General features: G+C 65.8%; 19 protein-coding genes. 8 read left to right on the forward strand and 11 right to left on the reverse strand.

Going from position 1 to position 18242, the window contains the following annotated elements; translation table 11 throughout:
- Positions 1-43: 43 nt before the first annotated feature.
- From ACZLHH_RS15620 to ACZLHH_RS15635, 4 genes are all read right to left on the reverse strand, one after another.
- Positions 44-679, reverse strand: a complete 636-nt coding sequence (locus tag ACZLHH_RS15620; protein ID WP_049398760.1) for a glutathione S-transferase family protein — start codon at positions 677-679, stop codon at positions 44-46.
- Between the two features lie 58 nt (positions 680-737).
- Positions 738-1073, reverse strand: coding sequence for a hypothetical protein (locus tag ACZLHH_RS15625; protein WP_071229757.1), 336 nt, complete (start codon positions 1071-1073; stop codon positions 738-740).
- Positions 1074-1149: 76 nt separating this feature from the next.
- Positions 1150-1545, reverse strand: coding sequence for a hypothetical protein (locus tag ACZLHH_RS15630; protein ID WP_049421524.1), 396 nt, complete (start codon positions 1543-1545; stop codon positions 1150-1152).
- Positions 1546-1664: 119 nt separating this feature from the next.
- Complete coding sequence (locus ACZLHH_RS15635; protein ID WP_049434851.1) at positions 1665-3182, reverse strand: fumarate hydratase; 1518 nt, start codon at positions 3180-3182, stop codon at positions 1665-1667.
- A gap of 147 nt (positions 3183-3329) precedes the next feature.
- Between ACZLHH_RS15635 and ACZLHH_RS15640 the strand changes: the two genes are divergently transcribed.
- From ACZLHH_RS15640 to ACZLHH_RS15660, 5 genes are all read left to right on the forward strand, one after another.
- The gene (locus ACZLHH_RS15640) at positions 3330-4226 is read left to right on the forward strand and encodes an RNA polymerase sigma-70 factor (RefSeq protein ID WP_180845213.1); all 897 of its coding nucleotides are present in this window, start codon (positions 3330-3332) and stop codon (positions 4224-4226) included.
- Positions 4227-4262: 36 nt separating this feature from the next.
- Positions 4263-4712, forward strand: a complete 450-nt coding sequence (locus ACZLHH_RS15645; protein WP_121505093.1) for a carboxymuconolactone decarboxylase family protein — start codon at positions 4263-4265, stop codon at positions 4710-4712.
- A gap of 66 nt (positions 4713-4778) precedes the next feature.
- Positions 4779-5600 (forward strand): hypothetical protein, encoded by an 822-nt coding sequence (locus tag ACZLHH_RS15650; RefSeq protein ID WP_132810483.1) that lies wholly within the window; start codon positions 4779-4781, stop codon positions 5598-5600.
- A 96-nt stretch (positions 5601-5696) separates the two neighbouring features.
- Positions 5697-7568 (forward strand): ABC transporter ATP-binding protein, encoded by a 1872-nt coding sequence (locus tag ACZLHH_RS15655; protein WP_164080938.1) that lies wholly within the window; start codon positions 5697-5699, stop codon positions 7566-7568.
- Positions 7569-7647: 79 nt separating this feature from the next.
- On the forward strand, positions 7648-8427 hold the full coding sequence (locus ACZLHH_RS15660) for a ferredoxin--NADP reductase (RefSeq protein ID WP_046984352.1): 780 nt from the start codon (positions 7648-7650) through the stop codon (positions 8425-8427).
- A gap of 77 nt (positions 8428-8504) precedes the next feature.
- On the opposite strand, the gene ACZLHH_RS15665 is transcribed toward ACZLHH_RS15660, so the two are convergent.
- Positions 8505-8984, reverse strand: a complete 480-nt coding sequence (locus ACZLHH_RS15665; protein WP_180845214.1) for a glutathione peroxidase — start codon at positions 8982-8984, stop codon at positions 8505-8507.
- 130 nt (positions 8985-9114) lie between these two features.
- Here ACZLHH_RS15665 and ACZLHH_RS15670 point away from each other — a divergent pair, with 130 nt between their 5' ends.
- Positions 9115-11283: a M3 family metallopeptidase gene (locus tag ACZLHH_RS15670; RefSeq protein WP_180845215.1), complete on the forward strand. Its 2169-nt coding sequence runs from the start codon at positions 9115-9117 to the stop codon at positions 11281-11283.
- 126 nt (positions 11284-11409) lie between these two features.
- Here ACZLHH_RS15670 and cfa read toward each other — a convergent pair whose 3' ends face one another.
- The 3 genes from cfa to ACZLHH_RS15685 are packed head-to-tail and all read right to left on the reverse strand — an operon-like array spanning position 11410 to position 13766.
- Entirely contained in the window at positions 11410-12525 is a 1116-nt protein-coding gene (gene cfa / locus ACZLHH_RS15675) for a cyclopropane fatty acyl phospholipid synthase (protein WP_149909190.1), read from the reverse strand.
- A gap of 19 nt (positions 12526-12544) precedes the next feature.
- On the reverse strand, positions 12545-13426 hold the full coding sequence (locus ACZLHH_RS15680) for a DUF3298 and DUF4163 domain-containing protein (RefSeq protein WP_071229774.1): 882 nt from the start codon (positions 13424-13426) through the stop codon (positions 12545-12547).
- Positions 13427-13463: 37 nt separating this feature from the next.
- On the reverse strand, positions 13464-13766 hold the full coding sequence (locus ACZLHH_RS15685) for a GNAT family N-acetyltransferase (RefSeq protein WP_006455911.1): 303 nt from the start codon (positions 13764-13766) through the stop codon (positions 13464-13466).
- A 209-nt stretch (positions 13767-13975) separates the two neighbouring features.
- Here ACZLHH_RS15685 and ACZLHH_RS15690 point away from each other — a divergent pair, with 209 nt between their 5' ends.
- Positions 13976-14137: a hypothetical protein gene (locus ACZLHH_RS15690; RefSeq protein WP_165929939.1), complete on the forward strand. Its 162-nt coding sequence runs from the start codon at positions 13976-13978 to the stop codon at positions 14135-14137.
- A 43-nt stretch (positions 14138-14180) separates the two neighbouring features.
- On the opposite strand, the gene ACZLHH_RS15695 is transcribed toward ACZLHH_RS15690, so the two are convergent.
- Together ACZLHH_RS15695 and ACZLHH_RS15700 are read right to left on the reverse strand one after the other, a co-directional pair.
- The gene (locus ACZLHH_RS15695; protein ID WP_032129656.1) at positions 14181-14807 is read right to left on the reverse strand and encodes a rhomboid family intramembrane serine protease; all 627 of its coding nucleotides are present in this window, start codon (positions 14805-14807) and stop codon (positions 14181-14183) included.
- A gap of 7 nt (positions 14808-14814) precedes the next feature.
- A complete protein-coding gene (locus tag ACZLHH_RS15700; RefSeq protein WP_132810487.1) occupies positions 14815-16380 on the reverse strand; it encodes a POT-type proton-dependent oligopeptide transporter in 1566 nt (521 codons plus the stop codon).
- Positions 16381-16543: 163 nt separating this feature from the next.
- On the opposite strand from ACZLHH_RS15700, the gene ACZLHH_RS15705 reads away from it, so the two are divergent.
- Entirely contained in the window at positions 16544-17392 is an 849-nt protein-coding gene (locus tag ACZLHH_RS15705; protein WP_071229750.1) for an endonuclease/exonuclease/phosphatase family protein, read from the forward strand.
- A gap of 132 nt (positions 17393-17524) precedes the next feature.
- On the opposite strand, the gene ACZLHH_RS15710 is transcribed toward ACZLHH_RS15705, so the two are convergent.
- Complete coding sequence (locus tag ACZLHH_RS15710; RefSeq protein ID WP_005410310.1) at positions 17525-18136, reverse strand: superoxide dismutase; 612 nt, start codon at positions 18134-18136, stop codon at positions 17525-17527.
- Positions 18137-18242 lie beyond the last annotated feature (106 nt).

The raw sequence follows: 18242 nt of genomic DNA on the forward strand, positions 1-18242 counted from the left end.
GCTTGTGCACAAACGACTTAATCCCCTCCGTCCCCTTTTCTGGTTACCGCCAGTCGGTGATGCCTTCGCGGCGGTATACCTCGGCGAACGCCGGGCGCGCCTTCATCGACGTGGCATGTGCCTTGAGCACAGGCCAGGTGTCGCTGGGCTTCGGCATGTTGCGCGACCAGCGCATCAGCATCACCAGCATGTAGTCGACCACGCAGGGCGTGGTGCCCAGCAGGTAGGGGCCATGCGCCTGCAGGTGCGTGGCGACCTGCTGCCAGGCCGCCTCAAGGCGCTGACGGGCCATCTCGCGGCTCGCTTCGATATTTGCCTCGCCCGCCATTTCATGCGGATAGAACCAGGCACGATAGGCCGGCTGCAGCGTATTGGCACACCAGAACATCCAGCGGTAGGCATCGGCGCGCTGCGGCGTGCCCAGTGCGGGCAGCAGGTTGGCCTCCGGATGGCGGTCAGCCAGATACAGTGCGATCGCCGCCGCTTCGGTCAGTACCAAGCCATCGATCAGCAGCGTCGGCACCACACCGGCCGGATTCAGCGCCAGGTACTCCGCCGACTTGTGCTCGCGCGCGTCGAAATCCAGCAGCACCAGTTCGTGCTCGATGCCCAGCTCGATCAGCAGCCAGTGCACCACCAGCGCGGCGGTACTGGTTGAACCATACAGCGTGGTGCTCATGCGGAAGATCCTGTGAAGGTGGATCAGCCGATTATGCGCCCACGCGCGCAATCGTTGCTCAGCCGCAGCGGCTCATGCAGGTATCGCGGCCTTCGCTACAGGACATGATCGGCGTGCGTATCGCGCAGTCGTGCGTCTTCAGTTCACAGGAACGGCGCAGCTCGGGGTTGGCAATGTCCTTGCAGCGTTTGTCCGGCGCCGGCGCCATCTGTTGTTCGCAGCTGAAGTCGTTGCTGCCGATACTGCCCCGCGCCATGCAGCTGCGATAGTGGGCCTGGCACTGCATGCGGCACTGCGAGGAGGCGGAGAAATCCGCACCTTCGTAGGATGAGGTTGTGCTGCAGCCGGCCAGGACCAGCAGGAACACAGCCGCGACGGATCGATGCAGGCGCATGGGCACATCCAGTGCAGGGGTGTGCCGACCCTAGCAGACTACGGTTACTCGTGCAGGCAGCGACGCGCGCCCCCGATCAGTACACGGGAATGCCGGTGTCGGTGCGGACTTCATTCACGGTGCCGCCGCAGGAGAGCAGGCACTGGGCGTACGGAGCACTGCATGAAGGAAGCGCCGGGGAACCGCAGTAGGTGCCGGCGCCGTTGCCCCCTTCACAGTTGTGCCGCTGCTTGTCGTCGGCGATACCACTGCAACGGCTGATGATCCGGCTCTTCTCGCTTTCGCAGCTGCGCTGATCCGATTCCGCGCGGGCGCGGTTGTGGAAGTCGCACGTCGCCTTCTGGCTCTCGCAGACCGACGCGCAGATCCTCCCCGCTTCGTGGGTTGGCGGTTCGACGAAATAACGTGGCCCGCAGGCACTGCACGCCAGCGCAGCGACCAGCAATACGAAAACACGCGACCACTGCAGCACGATGGACTCCCTTCCAATACGTCAGACAGCGCACGTTAGCAGAGCACACCATCCACGGGCAGGCTGCATACAACAACGGCGCCACACGGGCGCCGTTGTCTGGACCGGAACGGGAGGAATTACTCCACCACCACCGGAATCTTGCCGATGCGGGCCTGCCATTCGCGCGGGCCGGTCTTGTGCACCGATTCGCCAGTGGAGTCGACCGCCACGGTCACCGGCATGTCCTGCACGGTGAATTCGTAGATCGCTTCCATGCCGAGGTCGGCGAAACCAACCACCTTCGCCGCCTTGATCGCCTTGGACACCAGGTAGGCCGAACCACCGACGGCCATCAGGTAGGCCGACTTGTTGTCACGGATCGCCTCGATGGCCGCCGGGCCGCGCTCGGCCTTGCCGACCATGCCCAGCAGGCCGGTCTGTTCAAGCACCTGACGGGTGAACTTGTCCATGCGGGTCGCCGTGGTCGGACCAGCCGGGCCCACCACTTCGTCGCGCACCGGATCGACCGGGCCGACGTAGTAGATGAAGCGGCCCTTCAGATCGACCGGCAGTTCCTCGCCCTTGTTGAGCATGTCGACCATGCGCTTGTGCGCGGCATCGCGGCCGGTCAGCAGCTTGCCGTTGAGCAGCAGGGTCTGGCCCGGCTTCCAGCTGGCCACATCTTCCGGCGTGATCGTGTCCAAGTCCACGCGGGTGCCCTTGGACGAATCGTAGGTCAGCTTCGGCCAGTCCTCCAGCGACGGCGGGTCCAGCATCACCGGGCCGCTGCCATCCAGGGTGAAGTGCGCATGGCGGGTGGCCGCGCAGTTCGGGATCATCGCCACCGGCAGGTTGGCCGCGTGGGTCGGGTAATCGTTGATCTTGATGTCGAGCACGGTGGTCAGGCCACCCAGGCCCTGCGCGCCAATACCCAGCGCGTTGACCTTCTCGTACAGCTCCAGGCGCAGCTCTTCAATGCGGTTGGACGCACCACGGGCCTGCAGCTCGGTGATGTCGATCGGCTCCATCAGCGCTTCCTTGGCCAGCAGCATCGCCTTCTCGGCGGTGCCGCCGATGCCGATGCCGAGCATGCCCGGCGGGCACCAGCCGGCGCCCATGGTCGGCACGGTCTTCAGCACCCAGTCGACGATGGAGTCGGACGGGTTGAGCATGGCGAACTTGGTCTTGGCTTCCGAACCACCACCCTTGGCGGCGACGATGACGTCGACGGTGTTGCCCGGCACCACCTTGACGTTGACCACGCCCGGGGTGTTGTCCCTGGTGTTGATGCGCTTGCCGGCCGGATCAGCCAGCACCGAAGCGCGCAGCTTGTTGTCCGGGTGCATGTAGGCGCGGCGCACGCCTTCATTGGCCATGTCTTCCACGCCCATGGTGGCGTCGTCCCAACGCACGTCCATGCCGATTTCCAGGAACACGGTGACGATGCCGGTGTCCTGGCAGATCGGACGGTGGCCTTCGGCGCACATGCGCGAATTGATCAGGATCTGCGCCATCGCTTCCTTCGCGGCCGGCGACTCCTCGCGCTCGTAGGCGGCGGCAAGGTTCTTGATGTAGTCGACCGGGTGGTAGTACGAGATGTACTGCAGCGCGTCGGCGATGGACTGGATGAGGTCTTCCTGCTTGATCGATGTCACGACTTGCTCGCTTGCTGGAGGCTGGCGGGGGTAATCCCCCCATTTTACCCCCTCCCCCGGCCGCAGGGTGGTAGTGCCGGCCGCTGGCCTGCACTATCCACGCACACCCTCTGTCACGCCACGCGCCACTGCGGCGTCCTTGCCCACATGAACGCTGAAACCGCTTTCCAGACCCACCGTCCGCGCCTGATGGCGCTGGCCTACCGCCTGCTCGGCAGTCGCGCCGACGCCGAAGACGTGGTCCAGGATGCCTGGTTGCGCTGGTCCGGCGCCGACCCGGCGGCCGTCCGCGACCCCGAAGCCTGGCTGGTCACCACCACCACCCGGCTCGGCCTGGACAGGCTGCGCGCAGCCAAGCGCGAGCGCGTGCATTACGTCGGCCCGTGGCTGGCCGAGCCACTGGCGGTCACCCTGGAGCCCGACCCGGCGCCCGGCCCCGCCCAGCTGCATGCGTTTGCCGACGATGTCTCGGTGGCTTTCCTGACCCTGCTTGAACAGCTCGGCCCCGAGGAACGCGCCGCCTTCCTGCTGAAGGAAGCCTTCGACCACGATTACCGTGAGATCGCCGACCTGATCGGCCACAGCGAGGCCAACTGCCGGCAGCTGGTGCATCGTGCCCGGCAGCGCCTGCAGGCCGGGCGGCCGCGCTTCAACGCCGACGCCAGCCAGCACCGGCAGCTGCTGGCGCGCTTCATGGACGCTTCCCAGCGTGGCGACAGCGAAGCGATCCAGGCCCTGCTGCACGCCAACGCGCTGCTGGTCTCCGACGGCGGTGGCGTGGTTACCGCGGCGGTGCGGCCCCTGCTGGGCGCCGAGCGCATCGGCCGCCTGTTCTGGGCCATCGCCCGCCGCGGCGCGGCGCATCCGGCGCAGTTGGGCTACGTCAACGGCGAGCCGGCGATCCTGCGCTTCCAGGGCGATCGCCTGCACTCGGTCACCACCATCGAGGTGGTCGATGGCCGCATCGCCAACGTGTACAGCGTGTTGAATCCGGAAAAGTTGCCGGACGTTGTCACGCGCGGTGACGGCACGGCGTCCTTGTAATGAAAGGCGGCCATCGTGGCCGCCGTGGAGCCGAAAATGTCCGACCACGCCTCTCCCCGCGTCCCTTACACCCGCTTGGCCGCCGAAGCCTTCAAGGGCCTGCTGGCCACCAGCCAGGCGGTGCATGACAGCTCGATCGATCCGACCCTGATGGAACTGCTGTTCCTGCGGGTGTCCCAGCTCAACGGCTGCGGCTACTGCATGGACATGCACGGCACGGCGCTGCGCAAGGGCGGCATCGAGCCGCGCAAGCTGGATACGCTGCCCGCGTGGCACGAAAGCCGTTTCTTCGATGCACGCGAGCGTGCGGCGCTGGGCTGGGCCGAAGCGCTGACCCGGCTGACCGACGCCGCGCCGTCGCAGGCGGCGTTCGATGCACTGGCACCGCACTTTGATGAGAAGGGCATCAGCGACCTGAGTATGGGCATTGCGGTGATCAACGCCTGGAACCGGCTGGGCGCCGGGCTGCTGCCGCCGCTGCCCTGAGCGCTTCGTTGACAGTGCCTGGACCGCCGGGCACTGTACCTGCCCCGCAGGAAGCATCCGAACGTCATGGCCGACGAAGCCCCCGACACGCCCAGCAAGGAGGCGCTGAAGGCGCTGACCCAGTACCGGGAGCGGGACACCGCGCCGCCCGAACTCCTGTCGACGCTTGAACGGCATGGACTGTTGTGGCCCGTCGAACATCCGGGCCATGAGGCCCTCCAGGTGCGGATGTTCGCCGCCTATGCCCGCGCCGACCGCCAGCATGTGGCAGACAACTTCATCCTCGGCGTGCAGGAGAACCGCAGCGACCTGCGCGCCGGGCTGTCGGCGTATGCGTTCATGGTGCACTTCCCCAGGCATCAGGAGCAGCCACACCCCAGCCTCGCCTGTGCGGTCTGCGGCCAGGTCCGCGAAGGCAGATTCGACCCGACCACCTGGGCGCGCGTCCGCCACAACATCGGGGTCGTGCTCGGCGGAAGCGTAAACGCCATCACCTTCCTGTTGGAACAACACAATCTGACGCCCAGACGGGCGCCCGGCGACATGAGCACACTGGTGGCACTGCTGCGGCTGCTGCACCACGAGAGCGACGCCAAGGACACCCCGTCGACCATCGTCAAACGCGTGCGCGCGCTGCCGGGCCTGAAACTGTCCGTCGAGCAGGCGCGTCACCTGCTGGATGCCTTGGGCCATGCCGGGCTGCTGCAGACCCCCGAGCATCCCGGCCTGGCGCAACGCTTCACCCGGGTCGGTCTGGCACCGCGCACGTCGCGCTCTTCGGACTGGAGCTATCCCGTCGATTTCTGGAAAGGCGCCTACGGCATCGACAGCGGGGCCCTGCGCTTCTGGTTCGCTCACCATCCTGCGCTGCTGGCTGCGCTGGACTGAGCGCGCAGGCGGCGCCGACGCGCTGCCCTGCCGGCGCATGGCAGGCATGCGCCCCGTTCATGCCTCCGCCACGCGCAGGGCGCGCACAATACGCACATGCCTGCTACCCCCACCGCTGGCGCTGCCGCCGCGAAGAAACCCAGCCTGCGCCAGCGCTTCAGGGCGATGCGCAACCTGCCACCGTTCCTGCGCATGGTCTGGAAGACCAGCCCCGCGCTCACCCTGGCCAGCCTTGGCCTGCGCCTGATCCGTGCGCTGCTGCCGGTGGCGATGCTCTACGTCGGCAAGCTGATCATCGACAGCGCGCTGCACCTGAGCCAGCACGACGCTGGCTTCCCGCCGCTGGGCGAAGCACTGTCCAGCGGCATACTGAATCCGCTACTGGGCCTGCTGGCGCTGGAATTCGGCCTGGCCATCGCCTCGGATCTGCTCGGCCGGCTGGTCAGCTACGCCGATGCCCTGCTCTCGGAACTGTTCGCCAACGTCACCAGCATCCGGTTGATGGAACACGCGGCAACGCTGGATCTGGAGGACTTCGAGGACCCGGACCTGCAGGACAAGCTGGACCGTGCGCGACGCCAGACCATGGGCCGGATGAACCTGATGAGCCAGCTGTTCGGCCAGGTGCAGGACGCGATCACCGTGGCCAGCCTCGCCGTCGGCCTGCTGGTCTACGCGCCGTGGCTGATCCTGCTGCTGGCGCTGGCCCTGGTGCCGGCCTTCATCGGCGAATCGCACTTCAACGCGGCCGGCTACAGCCTCAACTTCCAGTGGACGCCCGAGCGCCGCCAGCTCGACTACCTGCGCCAGCTCGGTGCCAGCGTGGAAACGGCCAAGGAAGTGAAGATCTACAACCTGCACCGCTTCCTGGTGGAGCGCTACCGGCGCCTGTCGGTGGCGCTGTTCCAGGCCAACCGCGCCCTGGCCCGGCGGCGTGCGTTCTGGGGCACGCTGCTGGCCGCACTGGGCACACTGGGCTACTACACAGCGTACGCCTACATCGCCTGGCGCACGGTGCGCGGCGACTTTTCGATCGGCGACCTGACCTTCCTCGCCGGCAGCTTCCTGCGCCTGCGCCAGCTGCTGGAGGGCCTGTTGATCGGGTTCTCGCAGGTGGCCAGCCAGGCGCTGTACCTGGATGACCTGTTCTCGTTCTTCCAGATCCAGCCGGAAATCCACTCGCGCGAAGGGGCCGTGCGCGTGCCGCAGCCGATCCGGCAGGGCTTCGTGTTCGAGAACGTCGGCTTCCGCTACCCGGATGCCGAGCAATGGGCGGTGCGCCACCTTGATTTCCAGCTGCAGGCCGGCGAAGTACTGGCCCTGGTCGGTGAAAACGGCGCCGGCAAGACCACGCTGGTGAAGCTGCTGGCGCGGCTGTACGAACCGGACGAGGGCCGCATCCTGCTCGATGGGCGCGACCTGCGCGACTACGACCTGGACGACCTGCGCGCCAATCTCGGGGTGATCTTCCAGGACTTCGTGCGCTACAACCTCAGCGCCGGCGAGAACATCGGCGTCGGCCAGGTCGAGGCGATGGACGACCAGGCGCGCATCGCCGACGCCGCACGGCGCGGAATGGCCGAGGAAGTGATCGACGACCTGCCCGGCGGCTACGACCAGCTGATCGGCCGCCGCTTCAAGCAGGGCGTGGACCTGTCCGGCGGCCAATGGCAGAAGATCGCCATCGCCCGCGCATGGATGCGCAATGCGCAGGTGATGATCCTGGATGAGCCAACGGCAGCGCTGGATGCGCGAAGTGAGTTCGAGGTGTTCCAGCGGTTCAGGGAACTGGCGGATAATCGCACCGCAGTGCTGATTTCCCACCGTTTCTCCTCGGTACGCATGGCCGATCGCATCCTGGTGCTGGCCGATGGCCGGATCGAGGCCAGCGGCACCCATGAAGAGCTGATGGCCCAGGGCGGCCGCTACGCCGAGCTGTTCGAGCTGCAGGCGGCCGGCTACCGCTGAGAACGCCTCTCGTTCCGCCTAATGAGAACCTGTCTCATTTGAGATAGAATCCCCCCGACGACTTCCGATAGATACGCCCATGTCCTCCGCTTTTGGCGCCGAAACGGTGCTTGAGGTCCGTCATTGGACCGATGCCTACTTCAGCTTCACCCTCACCCGCGACAGCGGTTTCCGCTTCGAGAACGGCCAGTTCGTGATGATCGGCCTGGAAACCGAGGCGCGGCCGCTGCTGCGCGCGTATTCCATCGCCAGCGCCAACTGGGAAGAGCATCTGGAGTTCTTCAGCATCAAGGTGCAGGACGGCCCGCTGACCTCGCGCCTGCAGCACATCAAGCCGGGTGACAAGGTGCTGGTCGGCAAGAAGCCCACCGGCACCCTGCTGATCAGCGATCTGCACCCCGGCAAGAACCTGTACCTGCTGGGCACCGGCACCGGCATGGCGCCGTGGCTGTCGGTCATCAAGGACCCGGAAACCTACGAGCGCTTCGAGAAGGTGATCCTCTGCCACGGCGTGCGCTACGAGAAGGACCTGGCCTACCGCGATTACTTCGAGAAGGAACTGCGTGAGCATGAATTCCTCGGCGAGATGATCGGCGACAAGCTGCTGTACTACCCGGCCGTCACCCGCGAGCCGTTCGCCAACCAGGGCCGCCTGACCCAGCTGATGGAAAGCGGCGAGATGCAGCGCACCCTCGGCCTGCCGGAGCTGAGCCCGGAGAACGACCGCGCGATGATCTGCGGCAGCCCGCAGATGCTGGCCGACCTGCGCAGCGTGCTCGATGCCCGTGGTTTCCAGGTCTCGCCGCGCATCGGCCAGCCGGGCCACTACGTGTTCGAGCGCGCGTTCGTCGAGAAATAAGCAAAAAGGGGACGGAGGGGATTAAGTCGCTTGTGCACAAACGACTTAATCCCCTCCGTCCCCTTTTCGGGTTCGTCTCACAGCAGCGCTTCGATCTCGCCGCGCAGCTGCTCCGGCCTGGTGGTGGGCGCGTGACGCGACACCACCTGCCCCTGGCGGTCGACCAGGAACTTGCTGAAATTCCACTTGATGCGGGCGCTACCCAGCAGGCCGCGCTTCTCGCGTGACAGCCATGCCCACAACGGATCAGCCCCGTCGCCGTTGACCTCGATCTTCTCCGACAGCGGGAAGCTGACCGGGTAGTCCAGCGAACAGAACTGGCGGATCTGCGCGGCGTCGCCCGGTTCCTGTGCACCGAACTGGTTGCATGGGAACCCGATCACCACCAGGCCACGCTCGCGATACTCCTGCCACAGCTGTTCCAGCCCGGTGTACTGCGGGGTGAAGCCACAGCGGCTGGCGACATTGACCAGCAGCATCGGGTGCCCCTGGTACCGGGCCAGGGCCTGCGGCTGGCCGTCGAGGTCGCGGAAGCTGAAGTCGTAGGCAGTGGTCATGGCAGCGGGCCGTGGGCGATGAATGCATGGTACCCGCGCCCGGCCCCGGCAACATGCCTTTTGACACAAGTGCGGGCGCGGCCGGCCGGGTTACCCTCGGGCCCTTGTTTGCCTTACCGGAGTTCCTACCTTGACCACTCGCCTTGCCCTTGCCGTGGCCATGTCCCTCGGCCTTGCCCTGCCCGCCTTCTCGGCCGGCGCCGCCACCCCGGCTGCCAGCACCCATGCCCAGCAGGCCAATCCGTTCTTCGCCGAAAGCCCGCTGCCGCTGCACTTCCCGCAATTCGACAAGATCAAGGACAGCGACTTCGCCCCGGCCTTCGACGCCGGCATGGCGCAGCAGCTGAAGGAAGTGGAGGCGATCGCCAACAACAAGGCCAAGCCGACCTTCGACAACACCATCATCGCCCTGGAAAAGAGCGGTGACATCCTCGACCGTGCGACCACCGTGTTCTTCAGCCTGGTCGGCGCCGACACCAACGACACCCGCAAGAAACTGCAGGCTGATTACTCGGCGAAGTTCGCCGCGCACAGCGATGCGATCGCGCTGAACGGCAAGCTGTTCGCCCGCATCCAGGCGCTGTACGACACCCGCAGCCAGCTGGGCCTGGACGCCGAAGGCGTGCGCCTGGTCGAGAAGTACTACGACAACTACGTGCGCGCCGGCGCCAAGCTGTCCGAGGCTGACAAGGCCACGCTGAAGGCGATGAACGCCGAGCTGGCCAACCTGGGCACCAAGTTCAGCCAGAACGTGCAGTCGGAAGTGAACGCTTCGGCGATCACCGTCGACGACGTCAAGGAACTGGACGGCCTGTCCAAGGAGCAGATCGCCGCCGCCGCCGAAGCCGCCAAGGCCCGCGGCCAGGACGGCAAGTACGTGATCACCCTGCTCAACACCACCGGCCAGCCGCCGCTGACCAACCTGGCCAACCGCGCCCTGCGCCAGAAGATCTACGAAGCATCGGTGAGCCGCGGCAGCCGCGGCGGTGAGTTCGACAACACCGCGCTGGTCTCGCGCATCATGCAGCTGCGCGCCGACAAGGCCAAGCTGATGGGCTTCCCGAACTTTGCCGCCTACAACCTGACCAACCAGACCGCCAAGACCCCGGAAGCGGTCAACGCAATGCTGGGCAAGCTGGCTCCGGCCGCCGTGGCCAACGCCAAGCGCGAAGCCGCCGATCTGCAGGCGATGATCGACAAGGAACAGAAGGCCGCGCGCAAGCCGACCTTCCAGCTGGAACCGTGGGACTGGGCCTTCTACAGCGAGAAGGTGCGCCAGGCCAAGTACAACTTCGACGAGTCGCAGCTGAAGCCGTACTTCGAGATGAAGAACGTGCTGGAGAACGGCGTGTTCTACGCTGCCGGCCAGGAATTCGGCCTGACCTTCAAGCAGCGCACCGACCTGCCGGTCTACCACGATGACGTCACCGTCTACGACGTGTTCGACGCTGACGGCAGCCAGCTGGCGATCTTCATCTTCGACCCGTATGCACGCGCCTCCAAGCGCGGTGGCGCGTGGATGAACTCCTACGTCTCGCAGTCCAAGCTGACCGGCTTCAAGCCGGTGGTCGCCAATCACCTGAACATTCCGAAGCCGCCGGCCGGCCAGCCGACCCTGCTGACCTGGGACGAGGTGAACACCACGTTCCACGAGTTCGGCCACGCCCTGCACGGCATGTTCTCCAACGTGAAGTACCCGTACTTCTCGGGCACCTCGGTGCCGCGTGACTTCGTCGAGTTCCCCTCGCAGGTCAACGAGATGTGGGCCGACAACCCGGTCATCCTGAAGAACTACGCCAAGCACTACCAGAATGGTTCGGCGATGCCGCAGGCACTGCTGGACAAGGTGCTGGCGGCAGCCAAGTTCAACCAGGGCTTCGCTACCACCGAGTACCTGGGCGCGGCCATGCTTGATCAGCGCTGGCACCAGATCGGCGCCGACCAGGTGCCGGCCGCCAAGGACGTGATGGCCTTCGAGCGCGCCGCGCTGGAGAAGGACGGCATCTACTACGCGCCGGTTCCGCCGCGCTACAAGACCCCGTACTTCAGCCACATCATGGGCGGCTACTCGGCCGGCTACTACGCCTACATCTGGTCGGAAGTGCTCGACGCCAACACCCAGAAGTGGTTCAAGGACAACGGCGGCCTGAGCCGCAAGAACGGCGACCACTTCCGCGCCACCCTGCTGTCCAAGGGCGGCAGCGTGGATGCCATGCAGCTGTTCCGCGATTTCGCCGGCCACGAGCCGCAGATCGAACCGCTGCTGGAAAAGCGTGGCCTGACCGGCGCCGGCAACTGATCGCCCGCGCGGTAGCCTGAAACGAAAACCGCCCGGGAAACCGGGCGGTTTTTTTGTTGTGGTTGGGGTCAGAGCCCTTTTCTGCGAAAAGGGATCTGACCCCGGGGTCTCCGCCCCGTGCTGGCTTCAGCGTGGCGCCACGTACCCACCCGGCACGCCTTCCGGCGACAGCACCAGCTGCCACAGCTGCGCGTGCCGGCAACGGAAGGTGGCCATCGACCCGGCCAGGTAGAAGCGCCACATGCGCCGGAAGTGCTCGTCGTAGCGCGCATCCAGCCGCGGCCACGCCGCTTCCACGTTGCGCCGCCAGGCCTGCAGGGTCAGGTCGTAATCGGTGCCGAAGTTGTGCCAGTCCTCCAGCACGAAGCGGCCCTCGAACGCCTTGGTGATCTGCACCGCCGATGGCAGCATCGAGTTGGGAAAGATGTAGCGCGCGATCCACGGGTCGGTACGATGCCGCGAGATGTTGGTGCCGATGCTGTGCAACAGCAGCAGGCCGCGCGGTGACAGGCAACGCCTGGCCACCTCGAAGAAGCTGGCGTAGTTCTTGTCGCCGACGTGCTCGAACATGCCGATCGAGAAGATCGCATCGAACGGCTCGTGCAGTTCGCGGTAGTCCTGCAGGCGGATCTCGATCGGCAGGCCGGCGCACAGTTCGCGCGCGAACTCGGCCTGCTCCTGCGAAATGGTCACGCCGACGCCACTGACACCGTAGCGCTCGGCGGCGAACTTCAGGGCTTCGCCCCAGCCACAGCCGATGTCCAGCACACGCTGCCCCGGGCGCAGGCCCAGCTTGCGGCAGACCAGGTCAAGCTTGGCTTCCTGCGCGGCGTCGAGATCGCCGGCATTGCGCCAGTAGCCACAGCTATAGACCAGGCGCTGGCCCAGCATGGCCTGGTAGAGATCATTGCCGAGGTCGTAGTGGCGGCGGCCCACCTCGTAGCTGCCCTGCCCCACCTGCAGGTTGAACAGGCGCGCCTTCAGTGCATCGGCCACTTCGCGCCAACCGTGCACCCGTTCGTCCAGGTGCGCCTGCATCAGGTGGACAAGGAAGTCGTCCAGGACGTTGGCATCCCACCAACCGTCCATGTAGCTCTCGCCGAGGCCCAGCGAGCCGTGCGCCATGACCCGCGCGAAGAAGCGCGGGTCATGCACCTGGATATCCTGTGGCTGGGTACCGCCGATGCGGACCCCGGCTTCCTGCAGCAGGCCGGCGACCCGCTCCTGCAACCCTGTATCCACGCCACCTCCTCGACTGCGGTCAACCGCGTGCGAACAGCTCCACGTAGTCCTTGGCCACGTGCGGCAACAGCACCGCCGCCGGTACATCGGCGGTCTGGGTGCCGTCCGAGTATGGACCCACCTGGTACGGCGGGAAAACAAAGCGCAGCGCGGTGATCTGCCCCTTGTCGTCGGTCAGCGGCTGGAACTGGCTGAAATTGTCGGCCTGCGGGCCGGTGCCGTCGGCAATCATGCGCGATGCGTTGCGCAGCGATTCCTGCAGCTGGGCCGGATCCATGTCCTCACCGCTGAGGCGGGTGGCCACGCGTTCACGCAGCTGGTCGGCGACGAAATCGCTGATCGCCTTCCAGCCCTTGGCATCGGCCACCAGCTTTTCGGCGCTGAGCATCTGCTGATGCTGCGGCAGCCACACGAAGCGGGCCACCAGCGGTTCGCCATGGGCGCCACCGGTGTAGCGGCTGCCATCGGCACTGACCACCACCAGCTGCGGGGTTTCCAGCAGCTTCTCGAAGCTCAGCGACAGCTCGTACGGCATGGTCGGCTTGTCATTGCCCAGCCCGTCCAGCGCCTGTTGCAGGTCACTGCGCGCACTCGTCGCATAGCTCTGCAGCGCGCGGGCCAGGCCCGGGTAGCGGTCGATGCCGGCCGGGTAGCTGATACCCACCACTTCGCGTTCGTTGTTCTCGATCACGTCGCGCAGGTCCAGCGGCGCTTCCGTGGCCGGCGTTTCACCTGCGGCGGTGGCCTCGGCGGCAGGCGCAGCGTCGGTCGCCGGTGCCGGCTCGCTTTCACGCTGGCAACCGGCCAGCAACAGCACGCCCACCACGCCGGCCAGCACGCTGCCGTGCAATGGCCGGTTGTTTCCAATCTTCATCGGGATCCCCTGTTCATGTTTGTACATCATCGCCTGCCATGGCTGAAGCGTGGCCCGCTGGCATTCAGCCAACGAGCAGGTCGTGGTACTCCTCATGTCGCTGCAGGAAGGCCTCGGCGTAGGAACACGCCGGCACCACCTTGTACTTCTGCTCACGGGCAAAACGCAGCGCCACACGGGTCAGCTCACCGGCGATGCCTCGGCCGGCAATCGGCTCGGGCACCTCGGTATGCGTGATGACCATGCGCCTGCGTTTGATCTGGTAGTCCAGCACCGCCAGCTGTCCGCGCACACGGGCGGTGAAGCGATGGTTGGCCAGGTCGTGTTCGACCTCGTAGGCCAGACCGGGGGGCGTGACCGAAGCCATGGAACTGTCTCCTGCGGCGACTGCGTGGATGGTGCGCAGCCGGGCGCCATGATCGCGTGAAGCCTGAACAGGGGCAAGTCCGTTCCATTCACGTCAGTTTGCGACCCTCAAGCTGGAGCGCTGGCGGCCGCTATCGCCTGTGGAGGGGTACGGCCAGGCTGGCACGGCCCTTGCGACCGTTGATCATGCGCACCACCGCGGAGGCTCCGATGCACCCCAGCGATTCCCATTCAGATACCGACCGCGCCCTGCTGGAGGGCCTGCTGCAACTGGCCGTGGAGGGGCAGACCCAGGACCAGGATTTCCAGCGCATCGGCGAAGAAGTGTTCGCCCGCCTGCTGGATACCTACGGTCAGCAGCCCACGCTCTGAAACAGCGGGGGCGGATCGCTGCCGATCCGCCCCGCTCCCGTCATCAACCGCCGCCGAGGCGGAAGGTCGGGTTGGAGAGTTCGCGCAGGAAGTGAGTGAAGATGCTCGGCTGCATGGCCAGCATGAAGATCACGCCGAACGCCGCGCCTGCCAGGTGCGCGCTGTGGTTGATGCGGTCACCGCCGCGCTTGTCCATCCAGATGCTGTAGCCGACGTAGAACGCGGCGTAGACGATGGCCGGCGCCGGGATGAAGAACACCAGGATGATCGACCACGGCTTGATCAGGATGAAGGCGAACAGCACCGCCGACACCGCACCGGACGCACCCAGGCTGAGGTAGTTCGGGTTCTTCTGGTTCTTCAGGTAGCTGGGCAGGATCGAGACCAGCAGCGCACCGATGTAGAACGCCGGGTAGGTCAGGTAGCTGCCGGTCAGCTGCACCATCACGCTCTCGATGAATCCCCCGAAGAAGAACAGGGTGATCATGTTGAAGATCAGGTGCGACCAGTCGGCGTGGATGAAGCCATAGGTCACCAGCCGGTCGTACTGGCGGTGACGGTCGACGGCTGGCGGCCACAGGATCAGGCGGTCGGCCAGCTTGCGGTTGTTGAACGCCATCCACGACAGGATGGCGGTGATGGCGATCAACAGCAGATTGACGGGGGTCATGTCAGGCTCAGGCGCTACGGTAGTTGTCGACCATACGATAGCGTTTCGCATACCAACCGAAGGCCAACGCCGCGACGAAGGCGAAACTGGCGAAGAAGAACATCAGGAACGCCGCTTCACTCAGGCCCGTACTGGCGATCTTGTGGGTCACCGCATCGTTGCGCACCGCCGCGTTGGACAGCAGCACCCACAGGTTGCCGATGGTGGTGGTCAGGTTCCAGAAGCTCATCACCACGCCCTTCATCGCCTGCGGCGCCTGGCTGTAGGCGAACTCCAGGCCGGTGGCCGAGACCAGCACCTCACCGAAGGTCAGCAGCGCATACGGCAGCATCTGCCAGAAGATCGACATGGCGTTGCCGCCGTCCATCACCACCTGGATGCCGCCGACCACGATCCAGGCCAGGCCGCTGAAGGCGATGCCGGCGGTCATGCGGCGCAGCGCGGTCGGCTCGAAGCCGAAGCGGCGCAGGGCCGGGTACAGCACCAGGTTGTTGAACGGAATCAGGATCATCACCAGCAGCGGGTTCAGTGCCTGCATCTGCGAGGCGGTGAACCAGCTCGGCATCTGCATCTGCTGGCCCTGCAGGACCCAGGTCGAGGCCTTCTGGTCGAACAGCGAGAAGAACGGCGTGGTCAACGCGAAGATCACCAGCACCCGCAGCACCGAGCGCACGCCTTCGACGGCTTCGGCCGGATGCTGGCCACGGGCGCGATCGAGCTGCAGCCAAGTGCCACCGCCGATACCGGCCAGGATCGATACCAGCGCCAGGCACAGGCAGATGACAATGCCCAACGAGCCAACCAGGCCGAACGAGGCCACTGCCAGCACCAGGCCGAGCACGGCGATCACCAGGCCCGGACGGCCCTGGCCGGCCACGCGCGCGGTCAGCGCGGTGCGTACCACGTTGGCGAACGAATGCGGATCCTTCGGCGGCAGTGGCACCAGCACGTAGCGCTTGCGGCCCAGCCAGAACACGAAGGTGGCGATGAACATCAGGATGCCCGGGATGCCGAACGCCCACTGCGGGCCCCAGTTCTTCAGCACCAGCGGGATCAGCAGCGAGGCGAACAGCGAGCCGAAATTGATGATCCAGTAGAAGGCATCGAAGACGACCTTGGCCAGGTGCTTGTTGCTCTGGTCGAACTGGTCACCCATGAACGAGGCCACCAGCGGCTTGATGCCACCGGCGCCGAGCGCGATCAGGCCCAGGCCGAGGAAGAAGCCTTCGCGGCTGTTCTCGAACAGCGCCAGGCACAGGTGGCCGGCGCAGTAGACCAGGCTGAACCAGAGAATGGTGTGGTACTTGCCGAAGAACCTGTCGGCCAGCCAGCCACCGAGCAGCGGGAAGAAATACACGCCGATCATGAAGCTGTGCATGATGTCCTTGGCTTCACCGGCACGGCCTTCCGCCGTGATTTCCTGCAGCAGCAGCGAGGTGATCAGGAACTGCACCAGGATGTTGCGCATCCCGTAGAAACTGAACCGTTCGCAGGCCTCATTGCCGATGATGTACGGAATCTGGCGCGGCATCTTTCCCTGGCCGGCGATGGGGGCGACTGCGTCGTGGCTCATCCTGTAAGGCATTCCTGCAAAGCGAAAGGCGCAAGATTACCGGAACCGGGGCTTGCGAAGCACGCTGCAGGGCTGCATGACAACGGTGCCAATCCATGGCAGGCAGCGACACTCCGTGCCGGAAGTCACGGCACCTGCACGACAAAAGCGTAAACTTATCGTTATGCGCCCCCTCGCCCCCGCCCGTCTCCTGCTCAGTTGCCTGGTGCTGCTGATGGCGTTGCAGGCACAGGCGCGGCCGCAGGCAACGGCCGCCACTGCCAGTGACAACGAGCCCCGGCAACTCACCGTGGCCGCGCTGGAACTGCCCAGCCGTGATGATGCGCATTGGAAGCAGCGCCGCGAGCAGGTCGCGCAACTGCTGACCGAGCTGCAGCCGGACGTGATCTCGGTGCAGCAGGTGCTGCAGCAGCAGGGCCGCAATCCAGCCTGCTGGCTGGCCAGCCGGCTGCGCTACAGCTGCGACTTCGTTACCGCCGATCCGCCCAGCCAGCCGTTGCGGCATGGCAACGCGATGCTGACCCGGCTGCCGGTCAGCGAGGATGGCGTGACCCTGCTGCACCCACCCGGCACCTTCAGCGCCGCCGGCATGATGCGGCTGAAGCTGGGCGAGGCACTGGTCAACATCTATGTGGCACGGCTGCGCCCGGACCCGGACGAGGCCACCGCCCGCCAGCATCAGACCAGCGACCTGATGACCTGGATCGGCGCCACCGCCGAGGGCATGCCCAGCCTGATCGCCGGCGATTTCTCCGCCAACACTGTGGAACTGGTGCGCAGCACGCCCGGCTTCCAGCCGGCCCGGCGCAATCCCGGCGGCCGCGCCGAGGCGCCTGCGGCCAGTGGCGGTGGCAGTAGTGGCCATGGCCTGGATGTGCTGTTCCAGGTCAAGCACTTCGGCGGCATCCGCCAGCAGCCGATCCTGCTGCCAGCCGACGGCGACCTGCCCGGCCTGCGCCTGGGCGTGATGGCTACGCTGCGGCTGCAGGGTGATACGGCCACGGCCGAATAGGTAGTGCCGGCCGCTGGCCGGCTCCTCGGGTACCACACGATTGCCGGCCAGCGGCCGGCACTACCGAATGACTCCTGCAACAGAAAAGGCCGGGGTCTCCCCCGGCCTTCTCACTTCATCCCGTTACCGCGATCAGGCGATCGCTTCCTGGTAACGGCGCTCGACTTCGTTCCAGTCGATGACGTTGAAGAACGCGCCGATGTATTCCGGACGACGGTTCTGGTACTTCAGGTAGTACGCGTGTTCCCACACGTCCAGGCCGAGGATGGGGGTGTTGCCTTCCATCAGCGGGCTGTCCTGGTTGCCGGTGCTCTCGACCACGACCTTCTTGTCCGGGGTCACGCTCAGCCACGCCCAGCCGCTGCCGAAACGGGTCAGCGCCGCCTTGGTGAAGGCGTCCTTGAACTTGTCGAAGCCGCCCAGGTCCTTGTCGATGGCCTTGGCCACGTCGCCCACCGGGTTGCCGCCAGCATTCGGAGCCATCACGGTCCAGAACAGCGAGTGGTTGGCATGGCCGCCACCGTTGTTGCGCACCGGACCCTGCAGGTTCTCCGGCAGCGACTTGAGCTTCTTCACCAGTTCTTCGACCGGCAGGTCAGCGTACTCGGTGCCTTCCAGCGCCGCGTTGACGTTGTTGATGTAGGTCTGGTGATGCTTGGTGTGATGGATTTCCATCGTCGCCGCATCGATATGCGGTTCCAACGCGTCGTAGGCGTAGGACAGCTTGGGCAGGGTATAGGCCATGATGCATCTCCTGATTGCGAGGGCACCCGACGGTGTCGGGCGTTGCGCGGTGAATGATGGGGACAGACCACCAGATTACCAAGGGGGATGTAAAGGAAATTGCGTC

It is taken from the genome of Stenotrophomonas sp. 28608_Sma (genome assembly GCF_056486185.1).

Excerpts from the sequence above, each read along its gene's own strand:
- ACZLHH_RS15620 (WP_049398760.1), bottom strand. The coding sequence starts at position 679 with ATGAGCACCACGCTGTATGGTTCAACCAGTACCGCCGCGCTGGTGGTG.
- ACZLHH_RS15625 (WP_071229757.1), bottom strand. The coding sequence starts at position 1,073 with ATGCGCCTGCATCGATCCGTCGCGGCTGTGTTCCTGCTGGTCCTGGCC.
- ACZLHH_RS15640 (WP_180845213.1), top strand. The coding sequence starts at position 3,330 with ATGAACGCTGAAACCGCTTTCCAGACCCACCGTCCGCGCCTGATGGCG.
- ACZLHH_RS15645 (WP_121505093.1), top strand. The coding sequence starts at position 4,263 with ATGTCCGACCACGCCTCTCCCCGCGTCCCTTACACCCGCTTGGCCGCC.
- ACZLHH_RS15650 (WP_132810483.1), top strand. The coding sequence starts at position 4,779 with ATGGCCGACGAAGCCCCCGACACGCCCAGCAAGGAGGCGCTGAAGGCG.
- ACZLHH_RS15655 (WP_164080938.1), top strand. The coding sequence starts at position 5,697 with ATGCCTGCTACCCCCACCGCTGGCGCTGCCGCCGCGAAGAAACCCAGC.
- ACZLHH_RS15660 (WP_046984352.1), top strand. The coding sequence starts at position 7,648 with ATGTCCTCCGCTTTTGGCGCCGAAACGGTGCTTGAGGTCCGTCATTGG.
- ACZLHH_RS15665 (WP_180845214.1), bottom strand. The coding sequence starts at position 8,984 with ATGACCACTGCCTACGACTTCAGCTTCCGCGACCTCGACGGCCAGCCG.
- ACZLHH_RS15680 (WP_071229774.1), bottom strand. The coding sequence starts at position 13,426 with ATGTACAAACATGAACAGGGGATCCCGATGAAGATTGGAAACAACCGG.
- ACZLHH_RS15685 (WP_006455911.1), bottom strand. The coding sequence starts at position 13,766 with ATGGCTTCGGTCACGCCCCCCGGTCTGGCCTACGAGGTCGAACACGAC.
- ACZLHH_RS15690 (WP_165929939.1), top strand. The coding sequence starts at position 13,976 with ATGCACCCCAGCGATTCCCATTCAGATACCGACCGCGCCCTGCTGGAG.
- ACZLHH_RS15695 (WP_032129656.1), bottom strand. The coding sequence starts at position 14,807 with ATGACCCCCGTCAATCTGCTGTTGATCGCCATCACCGCCATCCTGTCG.
- ACZLHH_RS15700 (WP_132810487.1), bottom strand. The coding sequence starts at position 16,380 with ATGAGCCACGACGCAGTCGCCCCCATCGCCGGCCAGGGAAAGATGCCG.
- ACZLHH_RS15705 (WP_071229750.1), top strand. The coding sequence starts at position 16,544 with ATGCGCCCCCTCGCCCCCGCCCGTCTCCTGCTCAGTTGCCTGGTGCTG.
- ACZLHH_RS15710 (WP_005410310.1), bottom strand. The coding sequence starts at position 18,136 with ATGGCCTATACCCTGCCCAAGCTGTCCTACGCCTACGACGCGTTGGAA.